Source organism: Helicobacter valdiviensis (assembly GCF_003245365.1).
GTDB lineage: Bacteria > Campylobacterota > Campylobacteria > Campylobacterales > Helicobacteraceae > Helicobacter_D > Helicobacter_D valdiviensis.
On sequence record NZ_NBIU01000008.1, the window covers coordinates 1 to 15,594 of the forward strand.

General features: G+C 32.0%; 18 protein-coding genes. All 18 read left to right on the forward strand.

Translation table 11 applies throughout. The features are described from left to right. Positions 1-329 precede the first annotated feature (329 nt). The 18 genes from B6S12_RS04015 (at position 330) to B6S12_RS11045 (ending at position 15,548) form a co-directional block, all read left to right on the forward strand. Positions 330-515: a hypothetical protein gene (locus B6S12_RS04015; RefSeq protein WP_111229526.1), complete on the forward strand. Its 186-nt coding sequence runs from the start codon at positions 330-332 to the stop codon at positions 513-515. After that, the gene (locus B6S12_RS04020; protein ID WP_111229527.1) at positions 484-864 is read left to right on the forward strand and encodes a hypothetical protein; all 381 of its coding nucleotides are present in this window, start codon (positions 484-486) and stop codon (positions 862-864) included. The genes B6S12_RS04015 and B6S12_RS04020 overlap by 32 nt, the downstream gene beginning before the upstream one ends. Positions 865-877: 13 nt before the next feature. After that, positions 878-1,324 carry a hypothetical protein gene (locus tag B6S12_RS04025; protein ID WP_181450947.1) on the forward strand — a complete coding sequence of 149 codons (447 nt, stop codon included), beginning with the start codon at positions 878-880 and terminating at the stop codon, positions 1,322-1,324. A 201-nt stretch (positions 1,325-1,525) separates the two neighbouring features. Next, positions 1,526-2,146, forward strand: coding sequence for a bacteriohemerythrin (locus tag B6S12_RS04030; RefSeq protein ID WP_111229529.1), 621 nt, complete (start codon positions 1,526-1,528; stop codon positions 2,144-2,146). 70 nt (positions 2,147-2,216) lie between these two features. Next, complete coding sequence (gene tviB, locus B6S12_RS04035; protein ID WP_111229530.1) at positions 2,217-3,470, forward strand: Vi polysaccharide biosynthesis UDP-N-acetylglucosamine C-6 dehydrogenase TviB; 1,254 nt, start codon at positions 2,217-2,219, stop codon at positions 3,468-3,470. Between the two features lie 946 nt (positions 3,471-4,416). Next, on the forward strand, positions 4,417-4,977 hold the full coding sequence (locus B6S12_RS04040; protein WP_111229531.1) for a pyruvate flavodoxin oxidoreductase subunit gamma: 561 nt from the start codon (positions 4,417-4,419) through the stop codon (positions 4,975-4,977). A gap of 10 nt (positions 4,978-4,987) precedes the next feature. Next, a complete protein-coding gene (locus B6S12_RS04045) occupies positions 4,988-5,389 on the forward strand; it encodes a 4Fe-4S dicluster-binding protein (protein WP_111229532.1) in 402 nt (133 codons plus the stop codon). Beyond that, positions 5,389-6,606 carry a 2-oxoacid:ferredoxin oxidoreductase subunit alpha gene (locus B6S12_RS04050; protein WP_111229533.1) on the forward strand — a complete coding sequence of 406 codons (1,218 nt, stop codon included), beginning with the start codon at positions 5,389-5,391 and terminating at the stop codon, positions 6,604-6,606. Before B6S12_RS04045 ends, B6S12_RS04050 begins: the two co-directional genes overlap by 1 nt. A 10-nt stretch (positions 6,607-6,616) precedes the next feature. Further along, a complete protein-coding gene (locus B6S12_RS04055; RefSeq protein WP_111229534.1) occupies positions 6,617-7,561 on the forward strand; it encodes a thiamine pyrophosphate-dependent enzyme in 945 nt (314 codons plus the stop codon). 947 nt (positions 7,562-8,508) lie between these two features. Then, positions 8,509-8,883: a chemotaxis response regulator CheY gene (locus B6S12_RS04060; protein ID WP_111229535.1), complete on the forward strand. Its 375-nt coding sequence runs from the start codon at positions 8,509-8,511 to the stop codon at positions 8,881-8,883. Then, positions 8,876-9,718, forward strand: a complete 843-nt coding sequence (locus B6S12_RS04065; protein WP_245892518.1) for a 50S ribosomal protein L11 methyltransferase — start codon at positions 8,876-8,878, stop codon at positions 9,716-9,718. Before B6S12_RS04060 ends, B6S12_RS04065 begins: the two co-directional genes overlap by 8 nt. A 9-nt stretch (positions 9,719-9,727) precedes the next feature. After that, positions 9,728-11,659 (forward strand): ATP-dependent zinc metalloprotease FtsH, encoded by a 1,932-nt coding sequence (gene ftsH, locus B6S12_RS04070; RefSeq protein ID WP_111229536.1) that lies wholly within the window; start codon positions 9,728-9,730, stop codon positions 11,657-11,659. 22 nt (positions 11,660-11,681) lie between these two features. Continuing rightward, complete coding sequence (locus tag B6S12_RS04075; protein WP_111229537.1) at positions 11,682-12,296, forward strand: phosphatidylserine decarboxylase; 615 nt, start codon at positions 11,682-11,684, stop codon at positions 12,294-12,296. Continuing rightward, complete coding sequence (gene pssA / locus B6S12_RS04080) at positions 12,293-13,015, forward strand: CDP-diacylglycerol--serine O-phosphatidyltransferase (protein ID WP_111229538.1); 723 nt, start codon at positions 12,293-12,295, stop codon at positions 13,013-13,015. The genes B6S12_RS04075 and pssA overlap by 4 nt, the downstream gene beginning before the upstream one ends. A 161-nt stretch (positions 13,016-13,176) precedes the next feature. Further along, on the forward strand, positions 13,177-14,721 hold the full coding sequence (locus B6S12_RS04085) for a 2-isopropylmalate synthase (protein ID WP_111229539.1): 1,545 nt from the start codon (positions 13,177-13,179) through the stop codon (positions 14,719-14,721). Beyond that, positions 14,722-14,844 carry a hypothetical protein gene (locus tag B6S12_RS11645; protein WP_281267878.1) on the forward strand — a complete coding sequence of 41 codons (123 nt, stop codon included), beginning with the start codon at positions 14,722-14,724 and terminating at the stop codon, positions 14,842-14,844. 19 nt (positions 14,845-14,863) lie between these two features. Then, positions 14,864-15,256, forward strand: coding sequence for a hypothetical protein (locus B6S12_RS04090; protein ID WP_181450948.1), 393 nt, complete (start codon positions 14,864-14,866; stop codon positions 15,254-15,256). Positions 15,257-15,293: 37 nt separating this feature from the next. After that, positions 15,294-15,548, forward strand: a complete 255-nt coding sequence (locus B6S12_RS11045; protein WP_111229541.1) for a hypothetical protein — start codon at positions 15,294-15,296, stop codon at positions 15,546-15,548. Positions 15,549-15,594 lie beyond the last annotated feature (46 nt).

Below are 15,594 nucleotides of genomic sequence, written 5' to 3' on the forward strand. Positions count from 1 at the left end.
TAGTATCATAAAGATATTTATTTCTACCATTGAGCCTCCTTAAAGCCTTTAAAAGACAATAAAAACTGCTTAAAACACATTAGAATTTTATCATTTAACTTTTAAGATTACTTTAAAAATAAAATATGATTTATTTTTTATATTTTTTGTCAATGTAAAAAGCTAAGTTGCCAAATAGTCTAAGAATTTATTCTTATCGCAAGATTTTTTGTGTTTTTTTAAGGTAGAATTGACATATTATGAGAAATTTATTAGAATAATAACTGCAAGACATAAAATAAAAATAATAAAAATAAAACTTTAATGGGGGAGATTTATGGAGGGTTGCTATGGAATTAAAAAACTTTTTAAATCGTGGTGTGTTAGAGCTTGAAAATTTTTTAAACCATACAGAAAAAGAGGGCGATGCTATTAAGTATGAAGTTATCTTAATGCAAGAAGATTTAAAAAAAGAAAATGTGGAAATACAAGCAAAAAGAGTTTATGTGTGTTATTTTGCGTTTTCTTATCTATAGAAGAGATAATGAAAAGATAGCCTTTAACTTTTCAGATATTTTAGCCCTTATGAGTATGAATGCACTTGTAAAAACTGCTATTAAATACAAATTCCAAGTAGAAAAAGATGGAGCAATAGAACAATATGTAAGATATATTGCAAAAATCCTTAATGTAAATTATGAAGAGTTTGTTAAGGCAGATATTAGAAATATAGAATGGTTAAATGAGATTTTAAAGAAAAGTGAAACCCATACACAAAATGTCAATGAAGTTTTAATGTGTATTAAAGCGTGGAAAAACACTCTATCTAATATGCCAAGCTTAGCAGAGCATAGAAGAGAACAAAGAATGGCAAAGAGCGTTTAAAATGCTAAATGAAATGAAATTTAAATATGTGCCTCCCACTGAATTTCAATCCAAAGAGAGCTTAAAGGAATTTGTAGCACATCTTTTTAATTTAGATAAGCATTTTAATAAAGATACAGAGCATAACCAATACTATTCTTTTAATCAAAAAAGCTATTGCAATTTAAAGTCTAGCTATTTGGGTGAGAATTTATGCTTTAATGATGAGAATTTTAGAAAGATTGAAGCTAAATTCACTTTAGAGTTTTTAAACCACTATACACATAAACAAGTTAAAAGTGATACGCTTTATTTTGCATTTCCTCACGATTTTTATGATGAAAATTGCTTTATTAAAATTGTGCAATATTTAGAACAAAAAAAGACTTTCAAAGACAAGATTTTTTCTTATGTTGTGGTACATTTGAATGCAGGTGCTTTTCATTTGCATAGATTGTTTGTGGAAAGAAAATATGGCTAGTTTTTTCAATTTGTCATTTAAAGAAAATGGGCTATGTGTTTGGTAATGTTTAAAAATGTAAATGCTGTTTTTATGGATTTAAGAAAGCATAAGTGATGTTAAAAATTTTTAGTAAGATAAGGATAATTTTATCTTTAAGGTAAAGTAGTGAAAAAAGAAGATAAAATCTAGCATTAGAATTTATAAAAAGGTGTGTTTAGAGTGATAAAGTGGAGCAATACTTTTAGTGTGCATAATGAGAAGGTGGATGCACAGCATAAAATGCTATTTGCAATTGCAAATCGTGTTTTTCTACTAGCAAATCGTCAAGCAACAGCCAATGAAATCAAGGAGGTTTTAAAAAGGTTTTTTGATTATATGGCTGTGCATTTTAAAGAAGAAGAAAAATATATGGAAAAAATTGGCTACCCCAAGCTAGAAGAGCATAAATCCATTCATAATGCTATTACTAAGCAAATGTTTTCTATTGTCAAAGAAGCCACAAGTCTTAATGAGGTTAAAGAAAAACTTAATGTGGTTGCTAGAAAATGGCTTTTAGAGCATATTTTAAAAGAAGATATGAAAGTAGAAAAATATAGAAGAGATGCTATTGTAGCAAATTCTGAAGTTTGCGATTTGGTGCCAGAGCTTTTAAACAATATTGATAATCTTGATGAATATGATATTGTAGAAGAGGGGGAAGAAATAGATGGGTTTTATTATACATGTGCATGTCCTAATAAGATACATGATGTTCCAGATGATATCCACTATAGAATTGCAAAGGGGGCTTCTTTTAGATGTAAGGCATGTCAAAAGGCATTAGTGTATAAGACAAATTGAAAATGTATTTATGAATGATTTAAGAAAAATAAGTAGAATTTTAAAACTTTATATTATTTAAGGGAGATAAATGAAGACTTTAGCAGTTATTGGACTTGGATATGTTGGATTGCCTCTAGCAGTAGAGTTTGGAAAAAAGTATGAAGTAATAGGATTTGATATTTATGAGGCAAGAATTAAAGAATTAAAAGAGGGCTATGATAGAACATTAGAGGTAGAAAAAGAGGAGCTATTAAGTGCAAAAAAGCTAAGCTATACGACAAATTTAGAGGATTTAAAAAAAGCACAAATTTTTATAGTAACTGTGCCAACTCCTATTGATAATTTCAATAAACCAGATTTAACACCATTAAAAAAGGCTTCCCAAAGCGTAGGTAAAGTGCTTAAAAAAGGAGATATAGTAATTTATGAAAGCACTGTTTATCCAGGTTGCACAGAGGAAGATTGTGTTCCTATTTTAGAGGAGATGAGTGGATTAAAGTTTAATATAGATTTCTTTTGTGGATATTCTCCAGAGAGAATCAATCCAGGAGATAAAGAGCATAGATTGCCAAGTATTAAAAAAGTAACAAGCGGTTCTACACCAGAAATTGCAGAGGAAGTCAATAACCTTTATGCAAGTATCATCACTGCAGGAACACACAAAGCCTCAAGTATAAAAGTAGCAGAAGCTGCAAAAGTTATAGAAAACTCACAAAGGGACATTAATATCGCTTTTGTAAATGAGCTATCGCTTATCTTTGATAAAATGGGAATAGATACGCTAGATGTGCTAGAAGCAGCAGGGACAAAGTGGAATTTCTTACCATTCCGTCCGGGGCTTGTTGGGGGACATTGTATAAGTGTTGATCCATATTACCTAACTCACAAGGCCGAATCTTTAGGCTACCACTCACAAGTAATCCTAGCAGGGCGACATATTAATGATAACATGGGGATTGTTGTTGCTAATAAAGTTATTAAGTTAATGATTAAAAAATCACACCAAATTGTAGGATCTAAGGTGGCGATTTTGGGTATTACATTTAAAGAAAATTGCCCTGATATTAGAAATTCAAGAGTGGTAGATATTATTAAAGAATTGCAAGAGTTTGATTGTTGTGTGGATATTTTTGACCCATGGGCAGATAGCAAAGAAGTAGAGCATGAGTATAAGCTTAGCTTGCAAGATATGGATAAATTTAAACTCCAAGACTATAAAGCGGTTATTGTTGCTGTATCACATAATGAATTTAAAAAATATGACTTTAGCAATAAGGGGAATACTATAGTTTATGATTTAAAGGGAATCTTGCCAAAAGAGCAAGTAGATGGGAGACTATAGCCAGAAACAAAGTGAATGTAAAGTATCTTTATAGATACACATTAAATACATTAAGACCTATAGAAGCAATGGAATATTTTCCATTGCTTAATGGTGTAGAAGTTTCTATTTTTAAACAAGTAAAATTTTCTAGCACTGCTATTTCTTGCTTCCTCCCATTATGATTTTGCCATCCTTATATATACTTCTAAAAAAATATCAAGCTAAGCAAAAATATCTGCAAAAAGAATTGAAAACGGGAATTTGCAAAATTTGAGCCTACCTTTTTAATTCAATGATTTTATACATAAGATAGGGCAATCTGCTAGTAAATTATAAATCAAAAGCATAAAATATTTATTGCAATATTTTTAAGATAAAAGCTAAAATGTGTGGTTATATAGATATTTTGGCTGGGTGTGTATTTATTGAAGTTAATTTAAAAGGAAGAGGGTATATTCTAAATCCAATGTGATTGATATTATTGCAAATCCTTATTGTGAGAGAAAGGTGGTTTATTTTGTTTTAGCAAGTTGTATGTAGATAAAATAAATACATTTTTATAAAAAGTGTAACAGATTGTAATTATCACACAACTTTCAAATATGATAGAGAATATTTTGTGTTTATAGGGTTTTATCCCTAATTGCAAATGCTTATGCTACGCCTATTTTACATAAGTGATAAAAATGAGTTTGCTTGATAATAAACAATAAAATACAAGATATGCTTTGGTTGCAAATATAGCGGAATTCTAAGCTCTACTGCTACTTTTTGAAACTTATGAGGATTTATAAGGGTTTATTTTTTATTTATTTGAGTATTTTTTACACATTTTATTCTTTTATATTTATGGGTTATTTTTACACAAAGAAAAAGAATTTTTTACTAAATGCCTTTGCAAAGTAGTTTTTAAGCACCTCTTTTTTAGAATTTAAGTGTAAAAATTAATCATTTAGGAGGCGTCATGCTTGAAATTAGATGGCATAGCCGTGCAGGACAAGGTGCAGTAACAGGTGCTAAAGGCTTAGCAGATGTAATTGCAGGAACTGGTAAAGAGGTGCAAGCATTTGCTTTTTATGGTTCTGCAAAAAGAGGTGCTGCGATGACGGCTTATAATAGAATTGATGAAAATCCGATATTAAATCACGAAAAATTTATGAATCCAGATTATATTTTGGTGATTGATCCAGGTTTGACTTATATTGCTGATATTTGTGCGAATGAAAAACCTACTACAAAATATATCATTACAACACATCTAAGTAAAGAAGAGTTTTTAGAAAGTAAGCCAGAGCTTAAAAATAAAGAAGTTTATATATTAGATTGCATTAAATTATCTATGGAAGCATTTGGAAAGTCAATCCCTAATGCACCTATGCTTGGAGCTTTTTTGAAAGTTTCGCAAAGCTTAGATTTAGAGTTTTTCTTGGAGTCTTTTAAGAAAGTTTTAGGTAAAAAACTGCCTCAAAAAATTATTGATGCAAATATGGAAGTTATTAGAAAAGCTTATAATGAAGTAAAATAGGAGCGTAAGTATGGAATATAAAGGCTGGAATGAATTTGAAGCGGGTTCAGTATTGTTTCCTTTTGAAAAAGAAGGTGGGGAAATGGTTCAAAAACACGCAGATGTAAGAGAATATCGCGAAGATAGTTCTTATAAGGCAAGTGTGGCACATTGGAGAGTGGAAAAACCAGTTTTTAACCACGATCATTGCATTAATTGTTATTTTTGTTGGGTTTATTGCCCTGATTCTTCAATTTTGGTAAGAGATGAGAAGATGAGTGGTGTAGATTATGTGCATTGCAAGGGCTGTGGTGTATGTGTAGAGGTATGTCCTACAAATCCAAAATCACTTTTAATGTTTAATGATTATGAAAGCAACCAAGAGGCTCTAAGTAAATGGCCTGCAAAAGAAGCAAAGAAAAAGGATAACTAATGGCAGATGTATATGAATTACAAGAAATTGAAGTTTGGGATGGGAATATGGCAGCAAGCCATGCGTTGCGTCAAGCTCAAATTGATGTAGTTTCTGCTTATCCTATTACTCCATCGACCCCTATTGTGCAAAATTATGCAACTTTTTTGGCAAATGGTTATATTGATGGCGAATTTGTAATGGTAGAATCAGAACATGCAGCAATGAGTGGCTGTGTAGGTGCTGCAGCTGCAGGTGGGCGTGTGGCAACTGCTACAAGTTCTCAAGGTTTTGCACTTATGGTTGAAGTGCTTTATCAAGCATCAGGTATGCGATTACCTATTGTTTTAAATGTGGTTAATCGTGCTCTTGCAAGCCCTTTAAATGTAAATGGAGATCATTCAGATATGTATCTTGGACGCGATGCAGGGTGGGTGAATCTATGCACCTATAATCCACAAGAGGCTTATGATTTTAACCTTATGGCATTTAAAATTGCAGAAGACTATGATGTAAGACTTCCTGTGATGGTGCATCAAGATGGTTTTATCTGTTCACATACTGCACAAAGTGTGCGTCCTTTAAAAGATGATGTTGCATATAAATTTATCGGTGATTATAAGCCTAAAAATGCAATGCTAGATTTTAGCAAACCTGCTACTTATGGTTCTCAAACAGAGGAAGATTGGCATTTTGAACATAAAGCACAGCTTCATCATGCAATTATGAATTCTATGCCTGTGATTGAACGCACTTTTAAAGAGTTTGAAGCACTAAGTGGTAGAAAATATAATGTAGTGGAGCAATATGATACGCAAGATGCAGAAGTGATTATTGTAGCACTTGGAACTACTGTAGAATCTGCACGCATTGCTGCTAAAAAAGCTAGAGAAAATGGTATTAAAGCAGGTGTTGTAAGTATTAGAGTATTGCGTCCTTTCCCTTATGAGAGATTAGGAGAGGCTTTAAAAAATGCTAAAGCAGTGGCATTTTTAGATAGAAGCTTACCAGCAGGAGCTATGGGAATGCTTTATAATGAAGGAGTTGCGGCTCTTTATGCACAGGGTTCTAAAGCAGTAGTGAGTAATTATATTTATGGGCTTGGTGGAAGAGATTTAACACAAAATCACCTAGAAGAGATTTATAAGGAGTTAGATGCAAATGCAAAAGCAGGAAAACTAACCCATAAAACACAACAATTTATTGGACTTAGAGGTCCAAAACTTGGCTTTAATTAAGGAGTATCAAGTGAGTGAAATTAAAAATTTAAAACAATATTCTAAAGCAAGTGAGAGATTTGAAGGTGCGAATTTATTGTGTCCAGGATGTGCTCATGGGATTATCGTAAGAGAGGTTTTGAATGCAACAGATCATCCACTGCTTGTAGCAGCCTCTACAGGTTGTTTGGAGGTTTCTACTGCTGTGTATCCTTATACATCTTGGGATGTGCCTTGGATTCATATCGGATTTGAAAATAGTTCTACTGCTATTGCAGGTGCAGAAGCAATGTATAAGGCTCTTAAAAGAAAAGGCAAATTATATAGTGATAAAGAGCCAAAATTTGTGGCATTTGGCGGAGATGGTTCTACTTATGATATTGGTTTCCAATTTATTAGTGGCTGTTTTGAAAGAGGACATGATTTTACTTATGTGTGCTTGGATAATGAAGTGTATGCAAACACAGGAGGACAAAGAAGCGGATCTACTCCAATAGGGGCTTCTACGACTACAACTCCAGCAGGACGCGTAAGTTATGGTAAGAAAGATAAAAAGAAAGATTTGCTTTTTATTATGGCAGCTCATGGATCGCCTTATGTAGCTCAAGTAGCTCCTAATAAATGGAAAGATATGAGTAAAAAAATTAAAACTGCTATTGAAACAGAAGGGCCAACCTTTATTAATGCAATGAGCGCTTGCACAACTGAATGGAGATTCCCTGCTAACCATACTATTGAAATGAGTGATTTAGCAACAGATTCTCTTGTATTCCCACTTTTTGAAATCATTAATGGCAGGGAGTTAAGAATTACTTACCGTCCTAAAAATATAATTCCAGTAAGAGATTATCTAGGAGCTCAAGCAAGATTTAAACATTTATTTAAACCAGAAAATGAATATTTAATCAAAGAATGGCAAAAAAATGTTGATGAATATTGGGAGTATCTCCAAAGAAGAGAAGAAGCTAAAGTGTAACTTTGGCTTCTATAATCCATTTAATTTTTTATGTAAATATTCTATAAATTCTCCAAATTAAGTCTATTGAAATTTCTCCAAACTTGCTTTATGTTTTTAAAGTCTAGATAATCCAATTAACAATCTAATAAGAAATTATTATAGTTTGAGCCACACTAAATGATAGCTTTAACAAAGAAGTAAAAGCTGAAAGTTATGCACAGAAAGGGCAAAAAGTTTTTGTAAGATTTAAAAATTTTAGAGAGTAGAAATTACTTTGATATTGCTATTTTTTCTTTAATTTGGGTTATTTCTATAAATATCCCTTGTTTGTTTAAATGGCGGAATGTCTTTTAATAAATCATTGAGATAAGAAAGTCTAAAAAGGGCAATAATATTGTAAGATTTTTATATAGCATTAGTGGTTAATACTATTTAACAAAATTCATATAGCTTTGGATATTTATTTATAATAAAATATGAATTTAAGAGTTTTGTAAAAAATAATCTTAAGATAGTTTATCTGTTAAAATGCCTCTTATAAATTCTATTTTTAAGGTTTAAGGCTTTAAAGGGTTTGTTATAAAAGAGTTGGTTTAATAAAAACTATTTTTAGAGAGTGTTATCAAAGGTAACTTTTAACAATTAAACTCCGTTACAATATGTTCTATGGTAAAAAATATCTAATATCGCAAATCTATAAAAACTTAAAAATATTTAATATTTATAGTATAATAGGGTTGGTTAATGCAAAAGTTTCTCCCAATGTGGTTTAAAATTCTTTGTAAAAATAAGGAAATTGTATTTAAACTGCATGGCTAAAATAAAAACTTTAAAATATTATTTTAGAGTTTTTATTGTTTAAGCTTTTTTAGCATTAAGAAATAGTTGCTTTAATTTGTGCTATAATTAGTCATATTTTTTATTTAGGCTTAGAAAAGTTTTATATTTCAATTAAGGAGTCCGTGTTGAAAATGGTTGTTGTAGATGATAGTTCAACGATGAGGAGAATTATAAAAAATACACTAGCAAGATTAGGGTATAATGATATTTTAGAAGGTGAAAATGGTGTAGAGGGATGGGATAGAATGAATGCCAACCCTGATGTAAAGGTTTTAATTACAGATTGGAATATGCCAGAAATGAATGGACTTGATTTGGTAAAAAAAGTTAGAGCCGATGAGAGATTTAAAGATATTCCTATTATTATGGTAACTACTGAAGGTGGAAAAGCAGAAGTAATTACAGCATTAAAAGCAGGTGTGAATAATTACATAGTAAAACCTTTTACACCTCAAGTTTTAAAAGAGAAATTAGAAGTAGTTTTAGGTGTGAATGACTAAAAAGATGGATACTTATTATAATTGTCTTATTGTGCATTCTAGCGATTTTATTGAAATGCTAGAGGATAAAGCAATGGAATTATCTAATGAGGCTATCGAGCAAATAGATAAGGGCTTTATTTTAAGAACACAAAATGATACAGCTAAAATTAAAGAAAATTTGATTTTTTATGCAAATAATTTAAAAGAACTTGTGGGTAAAGATTTTGAATATAGCCTAGAAGAAAAAAGAGAAAAAAATCAAGATTGGATTAATGAGTATTGCAAGTCCATTACTCCTATTGAATGTGGAAAGCTCTACATACATCCATCATGGTATGAAGCCAAGCAAGATAGGATTAATATCGTGATTGATCCTGCACTTGCTTTTGGAAGTGGTCATCATGAAAGCACATATAATTGTCTGCAGATTTTGCAAGAGCTTAATTTACAAGATAAAAAGTTATTAGATGTTGGTTGTGGCAGTGGAATATTATCCATTGCAGCTTGTAAATGCGGTGCAAAGGTGTGGGGTTGTGATACAGATGAAATGGCAGTAGTATCTACCAAAGAGAATGCAAGTAAAAACCAAGTAAAGCTTGAAGAGATTTGGGAAGGTTCTTTAGAAAAGATTTCTGCTTTGCAAGGTAGCTTTGATATAGTGGTAGCAAATCTTTTAGCAGATATTATTGTGGCATTACCTTTGCAATTATATGTTAAACAAGAAGGTATTTTGGTATTATCAGGAATTTTAAATGTGTATGCAAAAAAAGTTCTTGATAAATTTAAGGATTTTGCCATTTTAAAGCAGATTGAAAATGGCGATTGGACAACTTTTGCTCTAAAAAAACAATAAGGAAAATCAATGCAAAAAAGACAAAATAACGAACCTAATCAGCAAGATAAAAAACCTAATAACTTTTTTAATCAAAATCCCATTTTAGTTTTTATCGTGTTTGCAATTCTTGCCATTGTTGCGTTTAGATTTATTTCTCCTAGTGGGGATGTTGGCAATAGATTGGGTGGTGCTAGCACGAATAAGAGCGTGAATTATTATGAATTAAAAAAGATGATTGAAAATAAAGAAGTAGATTTTGTTGCTATTGGGCAGACAATGATTAAAGCTACTTCTAATATGGGTGGGAATAAAGTGGTTTATACCGCTCAAAGAGTAAGCCCTGATAATTCTTTAATTCCGCTTTTAGAAGAAAAGCAAGTAGAATATTCTGGTTATAATGAGAGCAATTGGCTTAGCGATATGCTTTTTGGTTGGGTATTGCCTGTGTTTATTTTCTTTGCAATTTGGATGTTTTTAGCTTCAAGAATGCAAAAAAATATGGGGAATGGAATTTTAGGAATTGGAAGTTCTAAAAAACTTGTGAATGCAGAGAAGCCTAATGTAAAGTTTGATGATATGGCAGGCAATGTAGAAGCTAAAGATGAAGTAGTGGAAATTGTAGATTTCTTGAAAAATCCAGATAGATATGCAGCACTTGGTGCTAAGATACCAAAAGGTGTATTGCTTGTAGGACCTCCTGGAACAGGTAAAACACTTTTGGCAAAAGCCGTTGCAGGCGAAGCTAATGTTCCTTTTTTCTCTGTAAGTGGAAGTAGTTTCATTGAAATGTTTGTGGGTGTAGGTGCAAGTAGGGTAAGAGATTTATTTGAGAATGCCAAAAAAGAAGCGCCAAGTATTATTTTTATTGATGAGATTGATGCGATTGGTAAAAGTAGAGCAGCAGGTGGAATGATTAGTGGTAATGATGAAAGAGAGCAAACTCTAAACCAGCTTTTAGCAGAAATGGATGGATTTAGCTCTGATTCTTCTCCTGTAATTGTTTTGGCTGCTACTAATCGTCCAGAAGTTCTTGATCCTGCATTGCTTAGACCGGGTAGATTTGATAGGCAAGTTTTAGTGGATAAGCCAGATTTTGAAGGAAGAGTTGAGATTTTAAAAGTGCATATTAAAAATATCAAACTTTCTAAAAATGTAGATTTATTTGAAGTGGCAAAGCTTACTGCAGGACTTGCAGGAGCAGATTTGGCAAATATTGTCAATGAAGCTGCATTATTGGCAGGTAGAAATAATAAAAGAGAAGTGGAGCAAAGCGACTTTTTAGAAGCAGTAGAAAGAGGGATTGCAGGATTAGAGAAAAAATCGCGTAGAATTTCTCCAAAAGAAAAAAAGATTGTTGCCTACCATGAAAGCGGACATGCTTTAATTGCAGAGATTACAAAAGGCGCTAAGAAGGTTACTAAGGTTTCTATTATTCCTAGAGGTTTAGCAGCACTTGGTTATACTCTAAATGCACCTGAAGAAAATAAATATCTTATGCAAAAACATGAGCTTTTAGCAGAAGTAGATGTTCTTTTGGGCGGTAGAGCAGCAGAAGCTGTATTTTTAGGAGAGATTTCAACGGGTGCTAGCAACGATTTAGAAAGAGCAACAGATATTATAAAAGCAATGGTGAGCTATTATGGAATGACAGATGTAGCAGGGCTTATGGTATTGGAGAAACAACGCAATGCCTTTTTAAATGGTGGTTTAAGCAGTTCTAGGGAATACAGTGAAGAGATGGCACAAAAAATGGATGCTTATATTAAAGAGATTTTAAATGAGAGATTTGAAGCAGTTAAAGATTCTCTAACTACCTATAAAGAAGCTATTGAAAATATCGTAAAAGAACTTTTTGAAAAAGAAAATATAGATGGAGAGAAAGTAAGAGAGATTATCTCTACTTTTGAAGAAGAAAATAATATGCCTACGCGTCTTGTAAAAGAAGAAGAGGAAGCATAAAATTTAAATATAAGGAAACAAAGTGAGAACAACAACGCAGATTATCGCAAAAGAGGGTTGGAAGATATTAAGCATAGTAGGCGTTATTTTTCTCCTTTGTTGGCTATTTTCTTGGAATATACTCGCATTTATTAGTTTTTTGGCTTTTATTTGTTTAGTGTATTTTTACTACAATCCAGAAAGAATTCCAGAAGAGTATTCAGAAGATGCTATTTTAGCTCCACTTGATGCTAAGATTAAAAAAATAGAAACCAAGCAAGATGGTATTTATATAGAGCTTGCTAAACCTATTTGTTTTAGAGGGCTTTTGAGAATGCCTTTTAGTGGGTATGCTAGAAAAGATAAAGAGGTTTTTGGTCTTTTAAATGCTAAAGAAAATACAGGAGAATATACTAAAATTAAATTTTGCAAAAATGAGGAGTTTGGTTCTAGTGATTTAGAATTAAAGCTTTTCCCTACAATTTATTCCTATAAATTGAGTTTATATCCTAAGCAATTAGAAAAATTAGGGCAGAGAATTGGATTTTTTCTAAGTGGTAAAGCATTTATAAAGCTATCTTTAAAAACAGAATTAAAGGTGTATGAGGGAGATAGAATTTATGCAGGAAAAACATTGATAGGATATGTAAGAGCATGAAAATAGATCCTTTGTATATTTTACCTAATTTTTTTACTGGTGCTAGTATTTATCTTGGTGTTTTATCTATGGCTTATGCATACTCTGGGCGTTTTGAACTTGCTTGTTGGTTGGTATTGCTTAGTCTTATTTTTGATGGTTTGGATGGACGCATTGCAAGACTTACAGGCACTACGAGTAAATTTGGTGTAGAGTTTGATTCTTTGGCAGATGTTGTAGCTTTTGGTGTAGCACCTGCTATGATTTTATTTTTTTATGTAGGACATTATTATGGTAAGTTTGGTGCTGTAGTTTCAGGGCTTTATGTAGTGTTTGGAGCCATTAGACTTGCAAGATTTAATGTAACCACTACGCAAAATGAACCTAATGTTTTTATTGGACTTCCTATACCTTCTGCTGCTGTGTTTATTGTAAGTTGGCTGCTTTTTGAAATGAGTATTGCACAAGATTATTCTAAATATTCTTCTATGCTTTTAATGGTATTGTTGATTAGTAGTTTGGTTGTAGGTTTATTAATGGTTAGTAATATCCGCTATCCAAGTTTTAAAAAAATGAGTTTTGAGCGAGTAAGCTTTGGAAAAGTGATTGTTTTATTAATGCTTGTGCTTGCTGTTTTGTTTATGTATCCTACTTATACAATTGTGGTTTTAATGAGTGCCTATGTTCTTTTTGGGCCTATTCGGGCTTTTTATTATCTTATTTGTAAAAAAAGGTGCTAAGATGAGAATACGCTTTTTAAAATACATTAGCACATTTTTGAAAAATTTTCTTACATTTTCTTTTCTTCTGCCTCTGCTCCCTTAGGGGATGCAAATGTTTTTACTTTTTAATCATATTTTAATATTACGCAATAAAAATTAATTTACCAAAGGAAATAATTATGGAAATGATAAAAATTTTTGACACAACTTTAAGAGATGGCGAACAAAGCCCTGGTGCTTCTATGAATACAGAAGAAAAAGTTAGACTTGCTTTGCAATTAGAAAAGCTTGGCGTAGATGTAATTGAAGCAGGATTTGCAGCGGCAAGTCCAGGTGATTTTGAAGCAATTAGCAGAATAGGAGAGGTGGTGAAAAATAGCACCATTTGTTCTTTGTCGCGCGCACTTACTAAAGATATTGAGATTGCAGCAAATGCATTGCGCAATGCCAAACATAAAAGAATTCACACTTTTATTGCGACAAGTAAAATTCATATGGAATATAAGCTTAAAATGAAAGAAGATGAGGTATTAAAAAGGGCGTGTGAGGCAGTAAAACTTGCAAGAAGCTTGTGTGAAGATGTAGAGTTTAGTTGTGAGGATGCTTGTAGAAGTGATGTGGGATTTCTAAAAGAAATTGCACTAGCTGTGATTGAAGCGGGTGCTAGCACGCTAAATTTGCCAGATACTGTGGGATATAGAATCCCAAGTGAGCTTGGAAGCTTGATTAAAGAAATGAAGGAATGCGTTGGGGATAGAGCAATTTTGTCAGTGCATTGCCATAATGATTTAGGTTTAGCAGTAGCAAATTCGCTAGAGGGGATTAAAAATGGAGCTAGACAGCTTGAATGCACAATTAATGGGCTAGGAGAGAGGGCAGGAAATACTGCTTTAGAAGAGATTGTAATGATTTTAAAAACAAGGCAAGATATTTTTAAAGGCCTAGATACGAGAATTAACACAAAAGAAATCTATGCAAGCTCTAAGCTAGTTTCAGATATCACAGGTATCCGCCCACAGCCTAATAAAGCGATTGTTGGGAAAAATGCCTTTTCGCATGAGAGTGGAATCCATCAAGATGGTATGCTAAAAAATCGCGAAACTTATGAGATTATGAAGGCTAGTGATATAGGAATTATAGAGAGTGATGGATTAGTTTTAGGCAAACATAGTGGTAGGGCTGCTTTTAGAGATAAACTTGCAAGTTTGGGTTTTGTGGATATTTCACAAGAAGCTTTGGATAAGGCATTTGCAGAATTTAAGATTTTGTGTGATAAGAAAAAAGAAGTATATGATGAAGATTTGCGATCTATTATGAGTGCGGAGAGTATAAGCATTCCGCAAGTATTTGAGCTTGTATCATTGCAAATTGGAAATTGCTCTAATGGTGTGCCTCATGCTGCAATTTGTATCCAAAAAGATGGCGATAAATGTGTGGATGCAGCTATCGGGAATGGGAGTGTGGATGCGATTTTAAAAACTATTGATAGAATTAGTGGATATAATGGAGTATTAAAAGATTATAAGGTAGAGGCGGTAAGTGAGGGCAAAGACGCACTTGCTAGAGTGGTAGTAAAAGTGGAATTTGATCCAAATAAACCTGCACTTATTGGACATGGATTACATCTTGATACGATGTTTGCCACTGCTAAGGCATATCTTGGAGCACTAAATAGTTATTTGGCTATGAAAGAGCTTATTAAGCATAAAAATATGGGGGTGTAGATGGAGGATATTAAAAACAAAATACAATTATTTGAAGATTTCCAAGAGAAATGGAATTTAGAGAGAATTTCTAATATGAAGATTGAAGAATATACAAGTATTCAAAAAAGACAATCCAAATAGAGATGATTTTACTTATTGATTGGAAAGTAAAATGGATGTTTTAGGGAGTATTTGGGGAGGTTCTGCTTTTAAATTTGGTATATACAAAAGATGTGATACAAGCAAAAAGGAATCTCAAAATGGTAGAACATATAATGAAAACTATGCTTGGCTAACTAGATATGGAAAAAATGAAACTGAAGCATTTTATAATGTAAAAGATAAAATTATACAAATCATAAAAGCAAGTCAAAATAATAGACTAGAGGATATAGAAAAGATAGATTTTGGTGATGCAGTTAAATGGAAAATAGCTTTTCATTATCAAAATATTAACAATATTAAAATTGTTAATATTTTTTCAAAAAATGTTTTAAATTTGATTGCTTCTGGTGAAATTAAAGATAAAGTTAAAGATATATCAGATTTATGAAAAATTATTAAAAGATAAAAATTTATCACTAGGAGAAATGATTGAGCAAATATCCACTCCTTTGTGGGTTAAATATGGTGAGGGCAGTCAAATATATCTGGAAAAAATGAAAGAATTGTTTTGTGAATATCTAAAAAGTAATAGAAAATTAAATCAAGACGATATAGATAAATACAATCAAACCATAAACGAGATTTCATCTTTGTATTTTAAAAAGAGTTTATACCAATGCACTAAATTTGAGTTTAGTAAAAATTTGGAAGAATTAAAGAGGAATCAATATTTTTTATAGTAAAATACAATGATAAAAATGGAATATATTTGAAGGCATTAGAGCG